At 61.9% G+C, this 19,933-nt stretch carries 17 protein-coding genes; 9 read left to right on the top strand and 8 right to left on the bottom strand.

The features are described from left to right. Nucleotides 1-12: 12 nt before the first annotated feature. The gene (locus GKN89_RS11310; protein WP_019454767.1) at nucleotides 13-507 is read left to right on the top strand and encodes a helix-turn-helix domain-containing protein; all 495 of its coding nucleotides are present in this window, start codon (nucleotides 13-15) and stop codon (nucleotides 505-507) included. A 5-nt stretch (nucleotides 508-512) separates the two neighbouring features. On the opposite strand, the gene GKN89_RS11305 is transcribed toward GKN89_RS11310, so the two are convergent. Beyond that, the gene (locus GKN89_RS11305; RefSeq protein WP_230328965.1) at nucleotides 513-1,196 is read right to left on the bottom strand and encodes a LuxR C-terminal-related transcriptional regulator; all 684 of its coding nucleotides are present in this window, start codon (nucleotides 1,194-1,196) and stop codon (nucleotides 513-515) included. A gap of 375 nt (nucleotides 1,197-1,571) precedes the next feature. Between GKN89_RS11305 and GKN89_RS11300 the strand changes: the two genes are divergently transcribed. The 6 genes from GKN89_RS11300 to GKN89_RS11275 all read left to right on the top strand — a co-directional run bounded on the left by GKN89_RS11300 (nucleotide 1,572) and on the right by GKN89_RS11275 (nucleotide 8,498). Then, nucleotides 1,572-2,105, top strand: a complete 534-nt coding sequence (locus tag GKN89_RS11300; protein WP_154746992.1) for a fimbrial protein — start codon at nucleotides 1,572-1,574, stop codon at nucleotides 2,103-2,105. An 89-nt stretch (nucleotides 2,106-2,194) separates the two neighbouring features. Beyond that, on the top strand, nucleotides 2,195-2,917 hold the full coding sequence (locus tag GKN89_RS11295) for a molecular chaperone (protein ID WP_154746991.1): 723 nt from the start codon (nucleotides 2,195-2,197) through the stop codon (nucleotides 2,915-2,917). A gap of 20 nt (nucleotides 2,918-2,937) precedes the next feature. Next, nucleotides 2,938-5,469: a fimbria/pilus outer membrane usher protein gene (locus GKN89_RS11290; protein ID WP_154746990.1), complete on the top strand. Its 2,532-nt coding sequence runs from the start codon at nucleotides 2,938-2,940 to the stop codon at nucleotides 5,467-5,469. Between the two features lie 28 nt (nucleotides 5,470-5,497). Then, nucleotides 5,498-6,838, top strand: a complete 1,341-nt coding sequence (locus GKN89_RS11285; protein ID WP_154746989.1) for a fimbrial protein — start codon at nucleotides 5,498-5,500, stop codon at nucleotides 6,836-6,838. Then, the gene (locus GKN89_RS11280; protein WP_019454761.1) at nucleotides 6,838-7,587 is read left to right on the top strand and encodes a molecular chaperone; all 750 of its coding nucleotides are present in this window, start codon (nucleotides 6,838-6,840) and stop codon (nucleotides 7,585-7,587) included. Before GKN89_RS11285 ends, GKN89_RS11280 begins: the two co-directional genes overlap by 1 nt. A gap of 44 nt (nucleotides 7,588-7,631) precedes the next feature. Continuing rightward, on the top strand, nucleotides 7,632-8,498 hold the full coding sequence (locus GKN89_RS11275) for a hypothetical protein (protein ID WP_154746988.1): 867 nt from the start codon (nucleotides 7,632-7,634) through the stop codon (nucleotides 8,496-8,498). A gap of 6 nt (nucleotides 8,499-8,504) precedes the next feature. On the opposite strand, the gene GKN89_RS11270 is transcribed toward GKN89_RS11275, so the two are convergent. From GKN89_RS11270 to ebgR, 7 genes are all read right to left on the bottom strand, one after another. Next, complete coding sequence (locus GKN89_RS11270; protein ID WP_019454759.1) at nucleotides 8,505-9,098, bottom strand: ATP-dependent Clp protease proteolytic subunit; 594 nt, start codon at nucleotides 9,096-9,098, stop codon at nucleotides 8,505-8,507. Nucleotides 9,099-9,143: 45 nt separating this feature from the next. Next, nucleotides 9,144-9,473: an SRPBCC domain-containing protein gene (locus GKN89_RS11265; RefSeq protein WP_019454758.1), complete on the bottom strand. Its 330-nt coding sequence runs from the start codon at nucleotides 9,471-9,473 to the stop codon at nucleotides 9,144-9,146. Then, nucleotides 9,470-9,784 carry a helix-turn-helix transcriptional regulator gene (locus GKN89_RS11260; protein ID WP_154746987.1) on the bottom strand — a complete coding sequence of 105 codons (315 nt, stop codon included), beginning with the start codon at nucleotides 9,782-9,784 and terminating at the stop codon, nucleotides 9,470-9,472. The genes GKN89_RS11265 and GKN89_RS11260 overlap by 4 nt, the downstream gene beginning before the upstream one ends. Before the next feature lie 103 nt (nucleotides 9,785-9,887). Then, nucleotides 9,888-11,390: an amino acid permease gene (locus GKN89_RS11255; protein WP_019454756.1), complete on the bottom strand. Its 1,503-nt coding sequence runs from the start codon at nucleotides 11,388-11,390 to the stop codon at nucleotides 9,888-9,890. A 58-nt stretch (nucleotides 11,391-11,448) separates the two neighbouring features. Further along, nucleotides 11,449-11,901: a beta-galactosidase subunit beta gene (locus tag GKN89_RS11250; protein WP_019454755.1), complete on the bottom strand. Its 453-nt coding sequence runs from the start codon at nucleotides 11,899-11,901 to the stop codon at nucleotides 11,449-11,451. After that, nucleotides 11,898-14,987 (bottom strand): beta-galactosidase subunit alpha, encoded by a 3,090-nt coding sequence (gene ebgA, locus GKN89_RS11245; protein WP_370520195.1) that lies wholly within the window; start codon nucleotides 14,985-14,987, stop codon nucleotides 11,898-11,900. Before ebgA ends, GKN89_RS11250 begins: the two co-directional genes overlap by 4 nt. 167 nt (nucleotides 14,988-15,154) lie before the next feature. Beyond that, nucleotides 15,155-16,135, bottom strand: coding sequence for a transcriptional regulator EbgR (ebgR, locus tag GKN89_RS11240; protein WP_074054476.1), 981 nt, complete (start codon nucleotides 16,133-16,135; stop codon nucleotides 15,155-15,157). 337 nt (nucleotides 16,136-16,472) lie between these two features. Between ebgR and ygjJ the strand changes: the two genes are divergently transcribed. Further along, nucleotides 16,473-17,543: a protein YgjJ gene (gene ygjJ, locus GKN89_RS11235; protein WP_154746986.1), complete on the top strand. Its 1,071-nt coding sequence runs from the start codon at nucleotides 16,473-16,475 to the stop codon at nucleotides 17,541-17,543. A gap of 17 nt (nucleotides 17,544-17,560) precedes the next feature. Further along, nucleotides 17,561-19,930 (top strand): alpha-glucosidase, encoded by a 2,370-nt coding sequence (gene ygjK, locus GKN89_RS11230; protein ID WP_154746985.1) that lies wholly within the window; start codon nucleotides 17,561-17,563, stop codon nucleotides 19,928-19,930. Nucleotides 19,931-19,933: the final 3 nt, after the last annotated feature.

Here is a 19,933-nt window from a genome sequence, read left to right as displayed (position 1 = left end):
AGGCACAACAGGATGAAGGCAAAAGATTTTGAAGGCATGACGTGTTCGGTGGCCCACGTGCTGTCGGCGTTGGGCGATCGCTGGGGCGCTATCCTCATGCGCGATCTGCTGTTGGGGCTCTCGCGCTATGACGATCTGCGCCAGTCGACCGGCATCACCAACAGTACGCTGGCCAATCGGCTCAAAGCGCTGGAAAGCGAAGGCCTTATCGAAAAGCGGCAATACCAGACCCGCCCCGATCGCTATGAGTATCTGCCGACGGAGAAGGGAAAAGATCTCGGGCTGCTGGTGATGGCGATGATTCAGATTGGCGACAAGTGGAATCTGTCCGAGCTGGCCGGGCCGCCGCTGCGCGTGGTCGACCGCATGACCGGCCACCCCGCCACCCTGCGCGTAGTGGATGCCGTGACCGGCGAATCGCTGCCGCCGCAAAGCCTGGCGCTGACGGCCGGACCCGGCGCCGATGAGATCACGCGATGGCGGCTGGCCGTCGGCCAGGCCCGATAACGGCGCTACAGCAGCGCAATCATCTTCAACAATTCCACCCGATTGCGAATACCGAACTTTTTGCCGGCGTTATTGAGGTGCGAATAAACGGTTTTCGGATGCAGGTTTAGCCGCCGCGCGGTCAGGCGGATATCTTCCGTACGGGCGGTTTCACACAGCACCGCCGCCTCGCCAGGCGTGATCGCCGCCACCCGATGCCGGTTCATCACGCGCCGCTCACCTTCCTCCTCACGGCGGACCAGCGCCGTGCAAGTCTCTCGCACCATCTGCAACGCTTCCCGTTTGTGCAAAATCGCATCCGGCTGCGCCGCAGCGATAAACGCCAGAATCAGCGGCGAAGTCTTATCGACGAAGAACAGTAATCTCACGCCGTTATATTCACGGCGGGTATAATTAATGAATTTCAAATAGGCTTCGAACCGGTAAATCTCATGGGGAAAGTCCATGATAATTAAATCAGGCGCCGGGCTTATATTTTTAACGATGTTAATATCTGGCAAGGATAAGGTTATCACCCCGCCACCCAATAATGTTTTCATGCCCAGCCGGCACAGCGGCGAGCCGTCGATATAAATCACTCTCACTTTAATTCTCCTTATCAGCATGGCAGCATGCTTCCATACCTCAGGCGACTTGTCGCCGTTCTTTTTTGGGGTAATTCGCCGGCAAAGCACACCAATAAAAAACATCTTGATAACATGTTTTTCAAATAATCACGCAACCGCCAGTGCGTTGATTAATCCGCAAAAAAGGCATGAATGTTTCAAATTATTTCCATCACAAAATCCGGCGATCCAATAAAAACGCAACGCAATGATATAGATCTATTTTCCATTTTGTATGATATAAGCAAAAATGAAAATAAATGTAACAACCCACGCCGCCGCCTTATTACCATGCGGAAAACACCTATAGGGAAAATTCTTAGTTTGTTAGGATGAAAATCCATGTTTGCCGACGCGTTTAAAAAACAATTGCGCAACATGATTAACCCACAACCGCACGTCAGTAATTTATTACTGTCAGGAAAGCTTTTCTCTAAAGTTAATTAAAGGGCATTTCACATGAATGTTAAATTAGTCGCATTATCCCTGCTGGCTCTCTCCGGCGCCTGTGCGGCCGCCTCGTCCAATACGGTGCAATTCAAAGGCGAAGTCAGCACGCAAACCTGTTCGGTGAATATTAACGGCAACCAATCCAACCCGGTCGTGCTGCTGCCGACCGTCGCCGCCAGCAAACTCGCCACCAAAGGCGCCACCGCCGGCGACACCACCTTTACCGTTAACGTGACGGGCTGCGCGGCGGCGAGCAGCGATACGGCGATCAAAACCGTGCTGGCGGGCAACAACCCGACCACCAACGGCAACCTGGGCAACGCGGGCGATGCCGCCAAGGTGTCCATTCAACTGCTGGACAGCGACGCCACCACGCCGCTGTCGTTCGCCAGCGGTTCGACCGTCACCACGTCGGCGATGACGCTGGCGAAAGACGCCACCTCCACCTCGCAGAACCTGGTGGCCCGCTACTACGCGGAAGACACCGGCGTAGCGGCCGGTTCGGTGATCGCCACCGCCCAGTTCGCCATTAGCTACAAATAAGCCGGCGTCAGGCGCCATACCTGTTGATGCCAGCGCCGTTCCTTAGCGGACGGCGCTGAATGACTCGCTCCCTTTATCGGTTCACGTTTATGCCGCAGATATCCCGTTCCGCCCGCCGATGGGCCGCCCTGTCGCTTTGCCTGATGAGTTTTGCCGCCACCCACGCCTTGGCCAGCGTAACACTGCTCGGCAACCGCGTGATCTACCCCGCCGAGGCGCGGGAGAAAACGCTGCAGTTCACCAACGATGACGGCGTCCCGGCGCTGATGCAGATCTGGCTCGACATCAACAACCCGCAGTCCACGCCGGAAAACGCCGATGCGCCCTTTGTCGCCTCGCCGCAAATCTTCCGCATGAATCCGCACAGCGGGCAAATGGTGCGGCTGTCGTTCGTCGGTCAGCCGCTGGCGCGCGATCGCGAATCGCTGTTCTACCTTAACTTCCTGCAGGTGCCCGCCGTACGGCAGACGGACAACGACAAGAACAAACTACTGCTGGTGGTCACCAATCGGCTGAAGGTGTTTTATCGCCCCGCCGGGCTGGCCGGCGACGCCAACCACGTCATCGATCGCCTTAGCCTGCGCCAGGTCGGCAACGCGCTGCGCGTCGACAACCCGACCGGCTACTACGCCAACATCAGCCAAGCGGTCATCCTGAGCGGCGCGAAGCGCAGCGCCATTCCGCAGGCGGATCTGATCCCGCCGTATTCACAGGCCAATTGGCCGGTGAACGGGGAGGTACGGCAGGTCGCACTGCGCGTCATCAATGACTATGGGGTGGAAATCACGCGCACCCTGAACGTCGCGCGCTGAAACCAGACAGGGAGGTTCCCATGTTCGATGTCCGCAAGGCGACGCCGCTGCCCGCACGCTGGTGCTGCGCGCTGCTGGCGCTGCCGCTGGGCTGCGCCGCCGCCGACGGCTATACCTTCGATCCCGCGCTGCTGCGCGGCAGCGTGCTGAGCAACAGCGCCCTGAGTCAGTTCAACCAACAGGACGCCGTCGCCCCCGGCAGCTATCAGATCGATCTGTACCTCAACGGCCAGTTTCTCGAGCGCGACCAAATTCGCTTCGTGCGCGCAGGCCAGCAGGTGCTGCCCTGTTTCGATCGGCCGCAGCTGACGCGCTTCGGGCTGAAGAACCCGCCGGCGGCCGAGGCGGAATGCCTGCTGCCCGGCCGGGATCTCAAAGACATCACGGTGAACGCCGATATCTCGCGGCTACGGCTGGATCTCAGCGTTCCGCAGGCGCTGTTGAACGGCCGGCCGCGCGGCAGCGTCAACCCCGCCAGCCTGGATAGCGGCGAATCGATGGCCTTCGTCAATTACAACCTCAACCAGTACCACGTCAGCTACCGGCAGGGGCAAACCCGCGATCTCGACTCGACCTACGCCAACCTTAACGGCGGGTTCAACCTCGGGCTATGGCGCTACCGCCAGCAGTCCAGCTACCGCTACGATCGGGAGTTCGGCGGTCACCTGGACACCAGCCGCCGCTACGTGCAGCGCGCAATCCTGCCCTGGCGCAGCGAAATGCTGTTGGGCGAAGGCTTTACCGACGGGCACTTCTTCTCCGGCCTGGGCTTTCGCGGCATTCAGCTCAGCTCGGACGATCGCATGCTGCCGGATTCCCAGCGCGGCTATGCGCCGGTGGTGCGCGGCGTGGCGAAAAGCAACGCGCGCGTGACGGTGCTGCAGGGCAAAAGCACGCTGTATGAAACCACGGTGGCGCCGGGGCCGTTCGCCATCAACGATCTGTACGCCACCAACTACGCCGGCGATCTCACCGTGGTGGTGACCGAAGCCGACGGCAGCGTCAGCACCTTCACCGTGCCGTTCGCCGCGGTGCCGGAATCCATTCGCCCCGGCCAGTCGCGCTACTCCGCGATCGTCGGCCGTTCCCGCTACGTCGGCGACAACGATCTGTTCAGCGAAGTGACCTGGCAGCACGGCCTGACCAACGCTCTGACCTTCAACCTCGGCAACCAGCTGGCGGACGGCTATCAGGCGGTGATGCTGGGTGGCGTGTACAGCAGCTGGCTGGGCGCCTTCGGCATGGATACCACCTATTCCCACGCCAGCCTGCCGGACGGCGGCGCCTCCGGCTGGATGCTGCACCTCTCTTACAGCCGAACCTTCAGCCCGACGGACACCACGCTATCCATCGCCGGCTACCGCTACTCTACCGAAGGCTTTCGCGATCTCAGCGACGTGCTCGGCGTGCGGCGCGCCGCCGTTACCGGTCAAAACTGGCAGTCCGACTCCTACCGCCAGCGTTCGCGTTTCGAGGTCGCCGTCAATCAGGGCATGGGCGCGTTCGGCAGCCTGACGATGTCCGGTTCGACTCAGGACTACCGCGACCAGCGCGGCCGCGACAATCAGCTCCAACTGGGCTGGGGAAAAACCTTCGGCAACGGCGTGGCGCTTAACCTCTCCGTCACCCGCACTCGCAGTCTGGGCTACAGCAACGGCGACTACCGCGGCTACGGGCCGCTGGATAACGTCTACAGCGCGCCGCTGGCGCAGAACGCGCAGACCGTCACCGCCCTGTCGCTGAGCTTCCCGCTCGGGCGCTCATCATCCGCCCCCAGCGTCTCGCTGCTGGCCAATCATAGCCAGGGTCAGGGCGGCAATTATCAGGCTGCGCTCTCGGGCAGCGTCGGCGACGAACAGCCGGTCAGCTACGGCCTGAACTTCACCACCGACGACGATCGCCAGCAAAGCATCTGGGGCGGCAACCTGCAAACCCGTCTGCCTTACGCCAACGTCACCGGCTCGTTCTCCACCGCGCGCCAGTATCGACAAGGTTCCCTGTCGCTGCAGGGCGCCGTGGTGGCGCACCACGGCGGCGTGACATTAGGGCCGTATGTCGGCGACACCTTCGCCCTGATCGAAGCGCCCGGCGCCAGCGGCGCACGGGTGATGGACGGCCAGGGCGCGCGCGTCGATCGCTTCGGCTACGCCCTGGCACCGTCACTGGTGCCCTATCACTACAACACCGTCGCGCTGAACCCCGAGGGCATGAACGACAAAGCGGAGCTGGAAGACGGCCAGCGGCGCGTGGCACCGTACGCCGGCGCCACGGTGCGCCTGCGCTTCAACACCGTGCGCGGCCAGGCGCTGCTGATCACCGCGCAGCGGCCCGATAACGCGCCGATCCCGATGGGCGCCAACGTGTTGGACCCAGCGGGCAACAGCGTGGGCATGGTCGGCCAGGCCAATCAGGTGTATCTGCGCAGCGATCGGAGCGCCGGCGAACTGACGCTGAACTGGGGCGACGCGCCCGGCCAGCAATGCACGCTGCATTACCGCCTGCCCGCCGGGGAAGACAGCCCGATTCAGCGGCTCAGCGCCCCGTGCCGCTAGCCCGTAAAACTTATTCTCAGGAGAGACGATGAAACGCATTGCTTACCCGCTCGCCGCCCTGGCGTTGCTCGCCCTGTCGCTGTTCGGCGCGCCCGCCGCGCTGGCCCAATGCACCCGGGTTTCTCCCGCGATCGATTCCGGTTGCGATCCCTGCGGGGTGGGCACGGCGCTGGGCCGGGTCAACCTGACCAGCACTTACCTGCAGCCCGTCGGCACGCCGCTCGGCACCAGCGTGTTCGATCTTACGTCCGGCACACGCTACCCCGATCCCAACAAGGTGCTGTATGAATGCGACGCCAGCGATGCGGGGCAGATCTATGAAGTCTTCGCCACCAACGGCGACGATCGCGTCGGCGGCTATTACGATCTGGGCGCCCAGGACGGCAACCCCAACTACTACGCCACCTACTTCCCTTACGTCGGCATCCGCCTGACCCATCTGGATTCCGGCAAGGTTTTTACCCGCTACTGGCAGTCGGCGCCGATTACCCGCTACGCCACCGTCGGCAGCAAAATTCAGATCCGGGTGAAAGACTTCAGCGCCATCCGCGCCGATCTGATCCGCATCAGCTCGCTGCCGGGCGCGGGCGCCAGCAACTATTGCGGCTACAGCGCCGGCAACCCGCTGGTGGGCATGGCCTCGACCACCGGCAATTCGAACTATACCTGCACGCAGCCGAACGGCTATGTCACCTTTCAGGGGCCAGGTATCGCTTCGGATCCTATCGGCAGCGATTCCGCCACCAACTACGCCACCTGGGGCACCGGGCGCTGGAACGCGATGGGCATGGGCACCGCACCGATCTCCTCATTGACCTATACCGCCACCTGCGTGGCGCGCAACGTCACGCCGCTGGTGATCCTGCCGACCATCTCCGTCAGCCAGTTGACCGCCGGGCAAACCTCACAGGCGCAGTTCACTATCAATATCGAATGCGACAACGCCGCCGTGTCCGGCGTCAGTAGCAACAATACCGCCCTCGGCCTGCAGGTGCCGTATGAAAGCTATGTCGCGGCGCAGCAGCTCGGGCTGGTCAGCGCCAACGGCGGCGTGAGCTACCTGCTCTCCAGCGGCTACGGCACCGACAGCAGCGTCGCCACCGGCGTGGGCATCGCGCTCGCCAACGCCGGCAACGGCGCGCCGATGAATTTCGTCGGCTGGGCGCGCTGCAGCGCCGGGCAATGCCCGCAGGGCAACGACGCCGGCTGGTACCCGGTGCTCAACGGCGCCAGCGGCGGCGGCAGCACCGCGGCGGGCTTTACCCACTACACCACCCAGCTCACCGCCACGCTCGCCCGGCTGCCCGGACAAACCGTCACCGCCGGCAAAGTGGACGCCAGGGCCTACGTTTGGGTTAAGGTGCAATGATGAGAAAGAAATATCTGACGATGGGATGCGCCCTGCTGCTGGCGCTAGCGGCCATGGGCGCGCAGGCGGGCATCATCGCCTCCGCCACGCGGGTGATTTTCCGCGAAGGCGACACGGAAAAAACCCTGATGTTGCTCAACACCAACGGCTATCCGATCGTGGCGCAAACCTGGGTCGATAACGGCGACGTCAACGCCGCCCCCGAACTGTCCCGCGCGCCGTTTGTCACCCTGCCCAGCGTTTTCGCCCTGCCGCCTTCGGCGCTGAAAGGGCTGCGCATCCTGTTTGCCGGCGCTAACCTGCCCGCCGACCGGGAGTCGGTATTCTGGCTCAACCTGTATGAGATCCCGCCTAACCCGCCGACCACGCCGCCACTGGCGTCGCGCGTGACGCTGGCGATGAACACGCAGATGAAGATCTTCTACCGGCCCAGAGCGCTGCAGGGAAAAGCCGAGAACGCAGCCGAGGCCGTTTCGTTCACGCTGCAAAAATCACCGGGCGGCTATCTGCTGCGCTGCAACAACCGGTCTGCGTTCTATCTCTCCTTCGCCCGCATAAGCGTGCACATAGGAAAACGTGATTACCCGGTGCGGCAAGAAAGCGACATGATGACCGCGCCGTTCAGCATACGGGATTATCACCTCGACGGCGTTGCAGCGCCGACACTCCCTTCTCAGGTCATCGTTCAGGCCACTCTCATCAACGACCAGGGCCAACAGATCGTCAAGCCATACACAGCAAACCCATAACGATAAAAAGCAGCACATTTTTTTAAGTACAGGAAATAGGGAAAATGAGTCTAAGCAGATTCCAGCTACAGTTTCATCTGGAGAAACAGGCCAACATCATCAGACAGTCACCGGCGTTCCACGCCGCCATCGTCAAGCACGGGGAGTTATTGAAAGAGACCTACAAAAAACATCCGCTGTTTTACAAAATCATCTTCAGGAACAGTCGGTTCATTATTTGTTCCACCATCCTGTCCATTTATTACCACCAGCCCGCCGCCGGGTTGAAAGACATCAAGGCCTTTTTTAAAGGGAAGAACATGATCAGCGAGAATTCTCTGGATTCCTTTCTGTTCTTCTTGCGGGTCGGCCGTCGGCTGGAGGTCAAACCCTGCGAACATGACAAACGCCAGCTGCGCTATAGGCCGACGCCGAACGCGCTGGCGGAAACCCAGGCGCTGATCGCCTCGATGGCGCGGCCCTATCAGGCGCTGGCGCCGCAGATGCCCATCGCGGCGCTGCTGGCGACGCCCGACTTTCTGCCCGCCTTTTTCGCCGCCTACGGGCAGTTGATGCTCAAGGAGATCTACCTGATCGATCTGGTGCCGCAATCCGCGCTGTTTATCAGCAAAGACGCCGGCCACATGGTGCTGCTGATGCTGCATATCGAAAGCATCCGGCAGAACTCCCCCTTTCTGCTGCTCTCCTCGGCGAAAATCGCCAAGTCGTGTTCCGTCTCCCGCGCGCACGTGAATCGCATCCTGCAGGCGGCGGAAAAATCCGGCCTGCTGACCACCACCAATAACGTGGTGATCGAACTCAACAGCTCGTTCTTTATCATGGCGGAGCGCTATTTCAGCCTCTATTTCGCGATGGTCGAATGCGGGCTTGAACGGGTTTGGCACACGCCGCAGCCCGCCGAAAGCCCCTGAGTCGCTTCACCGTTCATGCAGCACCTTATCGATCAGCCCCCAGGCCGCCGCTTCGTCGGCGGTCATAAAGCGATCGCGATCCAACGCCTGCTCCACCGCTTCATCGCTCAGGCCGCAATGTTGGGCGTACAGCCGGATCACCCGAGCTTTGGTGCGCTTCATCTCTTCGGCGTGGATCAGGATATCGGACGCCTGCCCCTGAAAGCCGCCCAGCGGCTGGTGCACATGCAGGCTGGCGTTAGGCAGCGCCATGCGGTGCCCCGGCTCGCCGGCCATCAGCAGGAACGAGCCCATCGAGCGTGCGGTGCCCATGCACAGCGTATGCACCGGCGCGCGGATGTACTGCATGGTGTCGTAAATCGCCAGCCCGCTGGTGATCGCCCCGCCCGGCGAGTTGATGTACAGGTGGATCGGTTTTTCCGGATTTTCCGCCTCCAGAAACAGCAGCTGGGCGCACAGCATTTCGGCCACGTCGTCGTTGACTTCGCCATTGAGAAACACGATTCGGTCGCGCAGCAGGCGCGAGTATATGTCAAAGGAACGTTCTCCCCGGCTGGTCTGTTCCACCACCATTGGGACGAGCATCATCTTCTCACGCATCGGTGAACTCCTGGGTTGGCAACAAAGGGAAGTGTGTTTAACGCGTCAGGCGGCGCGCATCACCGTTGTCGGGCCGTCGTTGGCGGCGTCTGGCTGGTGGATAATCCGCAGCACACTGCCGCCGTCGGCGTTCGGCACAATCTGCAGGGTCACGACGCTTTCGAGAAACGGCGGTTGGTCGTCGCGCAGACGGTAGCTCACCGCCTCGCCCGGCGTGGCGGCCAACGGTTCAGCCTGCGCCAGGTCGCCGGTCGGCAGCCATTGCTCGCGCAGCTCGGGAATGCTGAGCGCCCGCCACACTTTTTCCGGCGGCGCATCAAGCGAATATTCCAACACCAGCCGGTCGTGCGGCGGCGGCTCAGCCCGTTTGTTCATTGATCCATGTCCTTCAGCAAGGTTTGCAGCGCCTCGATGCGCGCCGGCCAATAAGCGCGGTACTTCGCCAGCCACTGCGCGATCTGCGCCAGCCCGTCCGGGTCGACCTGGTAATTGACGCAGCGCCCCTGCTTCGCCTCGCGCACCAACCCGGCGTTGCGCAGCACCGCTAGGTGTTGCGACATCGCCGATTGGCTGATGGGCAGCCCTTCGCGCAGCGCGCTGGCATTCATGCTACCGGCGACGAGTTTGTCGAAGATGCTGCGGCGGGTCGGATCGGCCAGCGCCTTGAAGATGTCATTTTCGTTCATACAAACACATTAGTACTCACTTATGTATTATGCAAACGCAGAGGCAGGATTTTTTACGCAAGGCGAGACTCCGCGCCGGGGCGCGGAGTCGATAGGTGAGCAATTACAGCGGTTTATTGCATGCGGGCGTGGTCAGCGCGGGTTGACCGGCAGGCGCCCCCTCCTGCGCTTCCAGCGCGAGACGCGCCAGCGGCATGTCTTCGTGGTAGCGCGCTTCGGCGTTCAGGCTCTTCGAGTAGCGGTTGTACTTCCACCAGGCGTATCCGAGGAACACCACCAGCCCGCCGACGTTATAGAACACGATGGTCATGATGCTGGCGCCGGTCGGGAACGTCGAGGCGAAGAAGCCGACGGTGAAGATGGCGATCAGCACGCTGACGATGGCGATGCCCTGCAGGCGCGAGCCCATTTTGAAATCGCGCGCCACCCGGTCGTACTTCAGCCGCAGATTAAGGTAGGCCAGCATGATGAACAGCGGCGGCAGCATCGAAGCAGCGGCGGTCATGTTGATCAGCGTATTCATCAAATCCTGCACGCTGCTGGAACCCAACGTCGGGATCAGCATCAGCGGGATGACGATGAAGAACTGGATCCAGGCGGCGCGCGTCGGCACGCCGTGCCGGTTCAGGCGGATGGTTTTCTCGCCGAAAATGCCCTTCGGGATCTCGGTGAAGAAAATCTTCACCGGCGCCGCCGTCCACATCAGCAGCGAGCCGAACATGGCGGTGAAGGAGACGATGCCGACAAAGCGGTTCATCAACACCGTCGGCAGGCCGAAGTGTGCCGACAGGCCTTCGAACACCTGCACCGTGCCGCCGGTAAAGTGCAGGTCGGTGCGATGCACAAACACGTTAATCAGCAGCGAAGACACCGAATACAACACGCCGATGAACAGCCCGGAAACGATGATCACCTTCACGAAGGCGCGGCTGCCGCCTTTCACATCGTTCACGTACACCGCCACGGATTCCGCCCCGCCCGCCGCCTGGAAGATCCAGGCGGTAATGCCGAGGAACGCCCAGTTGAAGTTCGGCGTCATCGCCTGCACGTTGATCGGATCGGCCGGTTCGATGCCGCCCAGCACCGCCGCGCCCGCCAGGATGATGTAGGAAAACGTCAGCAACAGCATCAGCGACGAGGTGACGGAGGTCATCGGCCCCAGCAGTTTCGCGCCGCTGTTGGAGATGTAGGTCGAGAAGGCGAACAGGAAGATACTGATGATCGCCGTGGTCAGCGGGGTAAACACATAGTCATAGCCCAAGAACGCGTACGAGGCGTAGGCGATGACGCGCGGCAGCAGCGCGGTGAAGAAAAACAGATTCACGAACCAGTAGGTGTAGGCGGTGATAAACGCCCAGCGCCCGCCGAGCGCGCTTTTGACCCAGGCATAGACGCCAGCCTCGGAGTTGCGGTTGAGCGAGACGAACTCGGCGATGATCAGGCAAAAGGGAATGAAGTAAATGATCGTCGCCACCAGGAATACCGGCGACGAGGCGATGCCGAGCTGAATATTGTTGTTGATCACGTTGTTGAAACTGAACACTGCCGCAAACGTCATCGACAGCAGACCAAACTTGCCGATGGTGTTTCTGTTCGACGCAGCCATAGAGATTCTCCGAATGGTGTAGGGGACTTCGGTTTGTTGTTATCGATCGGCGGTCGCGCTATTTGTTGATGAAATAGCTGTCTTCCACCGTCACTTTTAAAATGACTTTTTTTACCTTGCCGCTTTCTTTGAAGCGGTGAGCCTGGTGGTTTTCGAAGATCACCACGTTGCCTTTACCAACCCGGCGCCTCTCGCCTTCGCCGCTGAAAAACTCGCGGTCGGTTTCGTCCTGATAGGGCGCCACCGTCGCCAGCGTCCGTTTGTCGGCGACTTCGACGATCTCTTCTCCCTCGAGGTAGTAGTGCACGTCGAAGTAGCGGCGGTTGCCCTCCAGCCAGCCGTGCTGCCGGCCGGCGCCGACGCTCAGCCGATACGTCAGCGAGTCGCCGATCGAATGGCACACGTTCGGGCTGATGCGATCGACATTGGCGATCGCCTCCATGCAGCGCAGCCATTTCTTGCCGCTGTGATAAATGCGCTGAAACTCCGTCAGGGATTCGAGAATGATCATGCGTTTTCCTCCGCAGACTGCGGGTGATGAGGGGCCGGCGCGTAGTCATAACCGGCGAGCGCGGCGCCGTCCGTTTGCCGGCCGTCGAACGGCACCAGCGTGAAGCCGTAGCTGAACGGCGCCAGATAGACCCGGTGGGTATCCAGCACCTCGGAGCCCCAGGAGTTGGAGCCGAGGCCGAGCACCTGATCGTCCAGGTTCAGCGTCAGGCAATCGTCAGGCTCCAGCTCGTTGATGTGCTGGGCCTGATGCAGCATCTCGGCGCTGTACGGCCACAGGCTGAAGTTGATCGGCCGCCGCGGTTGGATGAAGATCCCCTTGCCCGCCGCGTCCTGCAGGCTCAGCCAGCGCACGTCCTGCCGATTGCCGTTGTCCTGCGGGAACGGATAGTGTTCGAACAGCGCATCGGCGCGCTGCCGGTAGCGGCCGATAAGGTTGGCCCGGCAGCTGTCGCGGTAGTTCTCACCCGGCCCGCGGCCGTAGTATTCCACCTGCTCGAAGCGGCGGCTGATGCCGAAATCGAGACCGATTTTCGGGATCACCTGCCGGAAATCGCCGTAAGGCTCCCCGGCCAGATCCAGGCTGACACAGCCCTGCGGAGAGATGCGCCAGCGATAGGTGCAGCGCATGCCGAAGTCGAACACCGGCGGCGCGATCAGGCTGTGCACCTCGATCAGCAAATCGTCTCCCTGCCATTGTCGGCTGAGGCGGCGGAAATGCTGTTGCATGATGGGGAAGTGATACGGCAACCAAATCCCCTCATATTCCTGTTTATGGTTATCGATCACCGGTTTGAAGAAGGTGATGCGCGGCGCGCGTCCCACCATTTCTTCATCGTCTACCCGCCACGACAGCAGTTCGCCGCTCAGCAGCGAGAACGCCAGCTGGAACCGGCCGCCGCTGACGAGCAGCTGATGATTTTCCTCGCGGCATTGCAGCGCCGGCGCATCGACCACCGGTGGAGCCGGTAGCCGCTTCGCCGCCTGGCGCAGATGCTGGTAATGCCCCAGCCGCTGGCCGCTCTCGCTGTAGCGGGTGGCGCTGTCCTTATGCACCGCCACGTCGATCAGCGTTTCCCCCGGCCCCAGCGCCAGCACCGGCAGGTGCATGTCTTCGCTCTCGCCCGGCTGCAGATGCGGCAGCTTGAATTCGTAACTCGCCACCTGGCGGCCGTCGGTCTTGACGCTGACCTTCAGCGTGATGTCCGCCAGCGAGCTGAACCAGTAGCGGTTTTTCACCCGCAGCACGTCGCCTGCGCCTTCTTCCGCCGTCACTTCCACCGGGCACAGCACCTGCTGATATTCACGCAGGCCGGGGCCAGGGCGCTGATCCGGGTAGATCAGGCCGTCCATGCAGAAGTTGTAGTTGTTCGGGTAGTCGCCGTAATCGCCGCCGTACTGGTAGCGCTCGCGCCCCTGCTCGTCGTGGCTCAGCAGACCGTGATCGCACCATTCCCAGATGTAGTGCCCCTGCAAGCTGGCGTGGCGGTTGAACACCGACTGGTATTCGAACAGCCCGCCGGGGCCGTTGCCCATGGCGTGGGCGTATTCGCACAGAATGCGCGGTTTGGGGTGCGGGTATTCACCGAAGGCGTTCATCATCGCCACGCGGGAATACATGGTGCTGATCACGTCGGTCACTTCGGCGTCGCGGTCTTCCTCGTAGTGGATAAGGCGGGTCGGATCGAGCGCCTTGCAGCGCCGGGCCATGGCGCGAATGTTGCAGCCGTAACCGGATTCGTTGCCGAGCGACCAGATGATGATCGACGGGTGGTTTTTCTGCGCCGCCACGTGGCGCTCGATGCGCTCGACGTAGGCTTGCTCCCAACGCGGATCGTCGGTGATGCGGCTCAGATCGCCAACGTTGGCGAAGCCATGACTCTCCAGATCGGTCTCCGCCATCACGAACAGGCCATAGAGATCGCACAGTTCGTAAAAGCGCGGATCGTTGGGGTAGTGGGCGGTGCGTACCGAGTTGATGTTGTGCTGTTTCATCAGCACGATGTCGCGCTCCACCCGTGCCATATCGACGGCGCGCCCTTTACGGTGATCGTGATCGTGGCGGTTGACGCCGTGCAGCTTGAGGTAGCGCCCGTTGACGTACATCAGCCCGTCGCGCACCGCGATCTCGCGGAAGCCCACCCGCTGCGGCACCACGCTCAGCAGGTTGCCGGCGCCGTCATACAGGCTGAGCAGCAGTTGATACAGATAGGGATTTTCCGCGTTCCACTGCTGCGGACGGCTGACCGGCAGCTCGAAACGGCAGCTCAGCGCCCGTTCAATGCGCAGATCGTCGCACCACTGCTCCGCCACGCAGCGATCGCCGTCGAACAGCTGCGCCTGCAGACGGCAGCCCTCGGCGGCCGGCGATCCGAGATGGCGCAGCTCGGCGTCGATCGCCAACTGCGCGTCGCAGTAGCGCTCGTCGAAGGTGGTGACCAGCGTCAGGTCGTGAAGGTGAGTGGCGCTCTGGCCGATCAAATAGACGTCGCGGAAGATGCCGGCCATCCACCACATGTCCTGATCTTCGATGTAGGTGGAATCGGCCCACTGCATCACCCGCACCGACAGCAGGTTCTCGCCCTGCCGCACATAGGGGCTGATGTCGAACTCGGCGCACAGTCGGCTGCCCTTGCTGAAGCCGACATAATGGCCGTTGACGTACACCTCGAAGTAGGTTTCCACGCCGTCGAATTTGATCAGCACTTGCTGATCCCGCCAGCCGGCGTCGAGCGTAAAGTGGCGCTGATAGGCGCCGGTCGGGTTGTTGGTCGGCACGTAAGGCACGTCGATCGGGAACGGGAAGCCCTCGTCGGTGTACTGCAGGTGGCCGTGCCCTTCCAACTGCCACATACCCGGCACCGCCATATCGCCCCAGTCGCTCATCGGCTCACGGTAAAACGCCGCCGGCACCTGCGCCGGGTGATCGAAGAAGCGAAAGCGCCAACGGCCGCTCAGCAGCTGGAAACGCCGGCTGGCGTTGCGATCGAAGCTCAGCGCCTGCTCGGCGTCCGCGTAGCTGAAGAAGCTCGCGCGCGGCGCCAACCGGTGCTCCGACTGTTTTTCAATGTTTTCCCAATTATTCACGTCACGTCTCCCGACACCTGTGCAATGCGGAAACGATAGTAAATATTTAGTAAAAACTACAGCCGATATTTACCAAATGACGACAGGATCACAATAAATCTCAAATGCCTTTTTTTATCATGACGTTAATTTTGAGCGCCAACGCCCCCCGCCGAGGCGGGGGCCGGTCAGGCGACGGTGGTGTCGCGCAGCTGCAGCGAGCTGGGAACGAAGATCGACAGCGGGACGGCGCGTTCATCGCGCAGCCGCTCCACCAGTAGGTTGACGGCCTGTGCGCCCATGGTTTCCGAAGGGATGCGCACCGTGGACAAGGCGGGGAAAATAAAGCGGGCGGTGGGAATGTCGTTGACGCTGATCAGCGCAATCTGCCCCGGCACCTGGACGCCGTGTTCGTGCAGCGCGCGCAGCACGCCGATGGCGATCGAATCGGTCGCCACCAGCAACGCCGGCGGATAGCCATTCTGGCTTTGCAACATCGCTTTGGCGCACTGGTAGCCCGACTGGCTGCTGAAATCGCCGTGGTAAATATCCTGCGGCCGCACCACGTTTTGCTGCCGGCCATACTCGACGAACGCCTGCTCGCGCTGGTCGATGCCCGCCGGATGGTCGCGCCCGCCGATAAAGCCGATGCGCTGATAGCCGCGGCCGATAAAGTAATCGATCACCTTGCGGCTGATCTTGTACAGGTCGACATTGACGCAGTCGAAACGCTCGTCGTCCACCACGCCGTCGATAAACACCACCGGCGCGTCCTGCAGCTTAAGCTGCTCATACAGCGCGGGCTGTGGCCGGCCGATCACCAGCAGGCCGTCGGCCGCCGGCAGCGCCTTGTCGCCGGTAAAGTCGTAACCGGCGCTCAGCGTCACGCCCAGTTTTTCACACTGCGTTTCGATACCGTAGCGCATCGCCAGGTAATAGGGATCGTTGATCTCCACGCCCTGCGTATAGGTGAACAGCGCAGCAAAATGCAGGCGATGCCCGCTTTGCCGTTTGGAGGGTGCCACCTTGTATTCGAGGCGCTCCGCCGCTTCCAGGATCTTCTGGCGCGTTTGCGCCTTCACGCTCAGGGTGGGGTCGTCATTCAACACGCGCGAAACGGTGGCGACGGACACATTAGCGGCTTCAGCAATTTCCTTCAGTGTGGCCATAGAGTCCCAATGCACAGACGAAAAACGGTAGCTTAATCGGATAGCGGCGCGACGTACAGCGCCGCCCGCCCCCTCTCTTCCCAGACCGGGCCGGCGCTCGCTCATGCAAATCGTTGCCGGGCGCCTGCAGCGAAAGATACCCATTTCACCCGTTGTGATCAAGTTAACGATTTACTGATTAAAGCGTATTTTTTACTAAATATTTTACTAATATACCTGCCGTTTACCGCTCGCGATCGGGCGGACTTTATCTCTTCTCCCAGGGAGCCGGGAGCGACCTTGCGTGAGCCGCCGTTCGACTGACGCGCCGATCCATCCAACACCAGGCACATGCCCCATGACATCAATAAATCATCACGCCCTGTTGCCCTTATTACTGATACTCAGCGCGCCGGTCTGGGCGGCGCAGGACCCCGTTACCCCGGCGGAGCGCAATCAGCTGCCGCCGCCGCCGTTGTCCGATAGCGCCGCGACCGCCCTGCGCTTTTACGGCGAGCTCGGCATCGGCGGCAGCGTCTATTTGAACGGCGAACATCAGCATAAATACAGCGACGGCACCTACATCGAAGGCGGCCTCGAGATCAAACAGGGCCACTGGTTCGGCCTGATTTACGGCGAGGGCTGGACCGTCCAGGCCGACAGCCAAGGCCACGCCTGGACGCCCGGCCACAGCTGGGGCGGCTTCGAGGGGGGCCTGAACCGTTTCTATGGCGGTTACCGTACCGATGACGGCACCGAGATGATGCTCAGCGTACGCAACGACTCGTCGCTCGACGATCTGCAATGGTGGGGCGACTTCACGCCGGAGTACGGCTACGTGATCCCCAATACCCGCGATCTCAGCTACGCCGCCAAGCTGCAAAACCTGACCGGGCGCTTTCGCTACAGCGTGACGGCGGCGCCGGAAAGCCGCATCGACGAGAGCAAGGCGCTGCTGCACTTCGGCAAATACGACCGCTACTCCGACAAATACACCTACCGGGCGATGATCAACGGCTACACCCAATACGATCTGCAGGACAATCTGACGCTGCTGAACGGCCTGGAAGTGACCGACGGTCTGGGGCAGCTGTTTCTGCTGGGGCTGCGCGGCAAACACCTGGCCGGCCGCGTCTGGCACCACACCGGCAAAGGCGACAGCGGCGGCCACCCCGGCAGCGAGTCGGGCCTGATGCTCAGCGCGATGACGGAAACCGCCAAAGGGCTGTACCTCTCCACCGCCTACAGCTACGCCCGCCACCGGTTTGATCACGCGGCGGATACCGCTACCTCCTACGCCCAGTTCGGCGTCTGGTACGAATATGCCGGCGGTAAGCTGGCCACCGCGCTGGACAGCAAATTCTTTATGCGCAACGACAGCACCGGCGCCAGCAACTCGGTGTTTCTGATGCAATATTTCTATTGGTAACCGTTGAGGCCCCTACGATGAACATGACTCCCCTGACGCCGCTGGCCACCGCCCTCACCCTCGCGCTGACGCTGGTGGGCTGCGCGCCGAAAACGCCCGACGCCCCGCTGGCCGAACGCTACTCAAACGTTATCGATCGCCACGGCGCGCCGCATTTTATGCTCGACTATGACTTCGACGATCATCAACGCTTCAACCCGTTCTTCGATCTCGGCGCCTGGCACGGCCACCTGTTGCCGAGCGACCCGGAAGGCATGGGCGGCTTCCCCGGCCCGGCACTGCTGACCGAAGAATACATCAACTTTATGGCCAACAATTTCGATCGGCTCAGCGTATATCGCAACGGCAAGCCGGTGTCTTTCACCATGACGGCCTACAGCCTGCCCGGCGCCCTGGTGCAACGGCTCAACGCGCCGGGGGTGACCGTCAACCTGACGCTGCGCTTCGCCAGTGCGCGCACCTCGCTGCTGGAGACGCAAATTATCACCGATACGCCGCTGGAGCTGGTGTGGGACGGCGAATTGCTGGAGCGCTACGCGGCCAAAGAGCAAAAACCGCAGCCGCCGGCGACCATCGAACAGGCGTTTCCGGACTACAAGCGCCGCATTGTGCCGACGGCGGACGGCCTGCGCGTCACCTTCGGCAAGGTGCGTGCGCCGTCGCAGCTGATGACTTCCGGCCAGTCCGAGTATCAGATCCATAAATCGCTGCCGCAGCGCACCACGGTCGACGGCCACCGCTTCCGCGCCACGGCGCGCATCGCCGGCACCACCACGCTGTACACCACCTATTCGCATCTGCTCACCGCCGACGAGGCGCAGCGCGAACAGCGCGCTATCGCCGACATCCTCGCTCACCCGCAGCGCTATATGGCCGCGTCGGCCCAGCGTTGGGAACGCTATCTCGCCGCCGGGCTCCGCAACCCGCACGCCACGGAGGAACAAACCCGCGTGGCGGTCAAAGCGATAGAAACGCTGAACGGCAACTGGCGCGGCGCCGCCGGGGCGATGAAGTTCGACTCGGTCACCCCGTCGGTCACCGGGCGCTGGTTCTCCGGCAACCAAACCTGGCCGTGGGACACCTGGAAACAGGCCTACGCCATGGCGCACTTCAACCCGGACGTGGCCAAGGACAACATTCGCGCGGTGTTCGCCTTCCAGATTCGGCCGGGCGACGCTTTGCGGCCGTGGGACGCCGGTTTCCTGCCCGACCTTATCGCCTACAACCCCAGCCCGGAGCGCGGCGGGGACGGTGGCAACTGGAACGAACGCAACACCAAGCCGAGCCTGGCGGCCTGGGCGGTGATGGAGGTGTATCGCGTCACCGGCGATAAGGGCTGGCTGGCGGAGATGTACCCGAAGCTGGTGGCTTACCATGACTGGTGGCTGCGCAACCGCGATCACAACGGCAACGGCGTGCCGGAGTACGGCGCCACCCGCGACAAAGCGCACAATACTCCCGACGGGCGCATGCTGTTTACCGTCAAACGCGGGCAACGTGAGCAAACGCTGGCCGGCCTCGACAACTACGATCGCATCGTGCGCGAGGGGCATTACGACAGCATCGCGATCCCGGCGCAAACCGCCGCCTCCTGGGAGTCGGGCCGCGACGATGCGGCAGTATTCGGCTTTATCGATCCGGATCAATTGGCGCGCTACGTGGCACAGGGCGGCAAACGCCAAGACTGGCAGGTGAAATTCGCCGAAAACCGCGCGCCCGACGGCACGCTGCTCGGCTACTCGCTGCTGCAGGAATCGGTGGATCAGGCCAGCTATATGTACAGCGACAACCGCTACCTGGCGGAGATGGCCGATATTCTGGGCCATGGCGCCGAGGCCGAGGCCTTCCGCGCCAAAGCCGATAAGCTGGCGGCCTATATCAACACCTGCATGTTCGATAAGCAGAGCGGTTTCTTCTACGACATTCGCATCGAAAGCCGGCCGTTGGCCAACGGCTGCGCCGGCAAACCGATCGTCGAACGCGGCAAAGGGCCGGAAGGCTGGTCACCGCTGTTCAACGGCGCCGCCAGCCAGCCGCACGCCGATGCGGTGGTCAGGGTGATGAAGGATCCGCGCGAGTTCAATACCTATGTGCCGCTCGGCACCGCGGCGCTGACCAACCCGGCATTCGGCGCGGACATCTACTGGCGTGGCCGCGTGTGGGTCGATCAGTTGTATTTCGGCCTCAAGGGCATGGAACGCTACGGCTATCGCGACGACGCGGTGGCGATGGCGCAGGCCTTCTTCCGCCACGCCGACGGCCTGGTCGCCGACGGGCCGATCCGCGAGAACTACAACCCGCTCACCGGCAAACAGCAAGGCGCGCCGAACTTCTCCTGGAGCGCGGCGCATCTGTACATGTTGTATAACGACTTCTTCACGCAATAAGCC

This window comes from Serratia sp. YC16, from assembly GCF_009707615.1.
Lineage (GTDB): Bacteria > Pseudomonadota > Gammaproteobacteria > Enterobacterales > Enterobacteriaceae > Serratia > Serratia surfactantfaciens.
Note: the sequence above shows the minus strand (reverse complement) of the source record. Positions and strands in the feature narration are given on the sequence as shown.

What these genes read in the sequence shown, in the direction of transcription:
- GKN89_RS11310 (WP_019454767.1), top strand. Translation starts at nt 13, where the DNA reads ATGAAGGCAAAAGATTTTGAAGGCATGACGTGTTCGGTGGCCCACGTG.
- GKN89_RS11305 (WP_230328965.1), bottom strand. Translation starts at nt 1,196, where the DNA reads ATGTTTTTTATTGGTGTGCTTTGCCGGCGAATTACCCCAAAAAAGAAC.
- GKN89_RS11300 (WP_154746992.1), top strand. Translation starts at nt 1,572, where the DNA reads ATGAATGTTAAATTAGTCGCATTATCCCTGCTGGCTCTCTCCGGCGCC.
- GKN89_RS11295 (WP_154746991.1), top strand. Translation starts at nt 2,195, where the DNA reads ATGCCGCAGATATCCCGTTCCGCCCGCCGATGGGCCGCCCTGTCGCTT.
- GKN89_RS11290 (WP_154746990.1), top strand. Translation starts at nt 2,938, where the DNA reads ATGTTCGATGTCCGCAAGGCGACGCCGCTGCCCGCACGCTGGTGCTGC.
- GKN89_RS11285 (WP_154746989.1), top strand. Translation starts at nt 5,498, where the DNA reads ATGAAACGCATTGCTTACCCGCTCGCCGCCCTGGCGTTGCTCGCCCTG.
- GKN89_RS11280 (WP_019454761.1), top strand. Translation starts at nt 6,838, where the DNA reads ATGAGAAAGAAATATCTGACGATGGGATGCGCCCTGCTGCTGGCGCTA.
- GKN89_RS11275 (WP_154746988.1), top strand. Translation starts at nt 7,632, where the DNA reads ATGAGTCTAAGCAGATTCCAGCTACAGTTTCATCTGGAGAAACAGGCC.
- GKN89_RS11270 (WP_019454759.1), bottom strand. Translation starts at nt 9,098, where the DNA reads ATGCGTGAGAAGATGATGCTCGTCCCAATGGTGGTGGAACAGACCAGC.
- GKN89_RS11265 (WP_019454758.1), bottom strand. Translation starts at nt 9,473, where the DNA reads ATGAACAAACGGGCTGAGCCGCCGCCGCACGACCGGCTGGTGTTGGAA.
- GKN89_RS11260 (WP_154746987.1), bottom strand. Translation starts at nt 9,784, where the DNA reads ATGAACGAAAATGACATCTTCAAGGCGCTGGCCGATCCGACCCGCCGC.
- GKN89_RS11255 (WP_019454756.1), bottom strand. Translation starts at nt 11,390, where the DNA reads ATGGCTGCGTCGAACAGAAACACCATCGGCAAGTTTGGTCTGCTGTCG.
- GKN89_RS11250 (WP_019454755.1), bottom strand. Translation starts at nt 11,901, where the DNA reads ATGATCATTCTCGAATCCCTGACGGAGTTTCAGCGCATTTATCACAGC.
- ebgR (WP_074054476.1), bottom strand. Translation starts at nt 16,135, where the DNA reads ATGGCCACACTGAAGGAAATTGCTGAAGCCGCTAATGTGTCCGTCGCC.
- ygjJ (WP_154746986.1), top strand. Translation starts at nt 16,473, where the DNA reads ATGACATCAATAAATCATCACGCCCTGTTGCCCTTATTACTGATACTC.
- ygjK (WP_154746985.1), top strand. Translation starts at nt 17,561, where the DNA reads ATGAACATGACTCCCCTGACGCCGCTGGCCACCGCCCTCACCCTCGCG.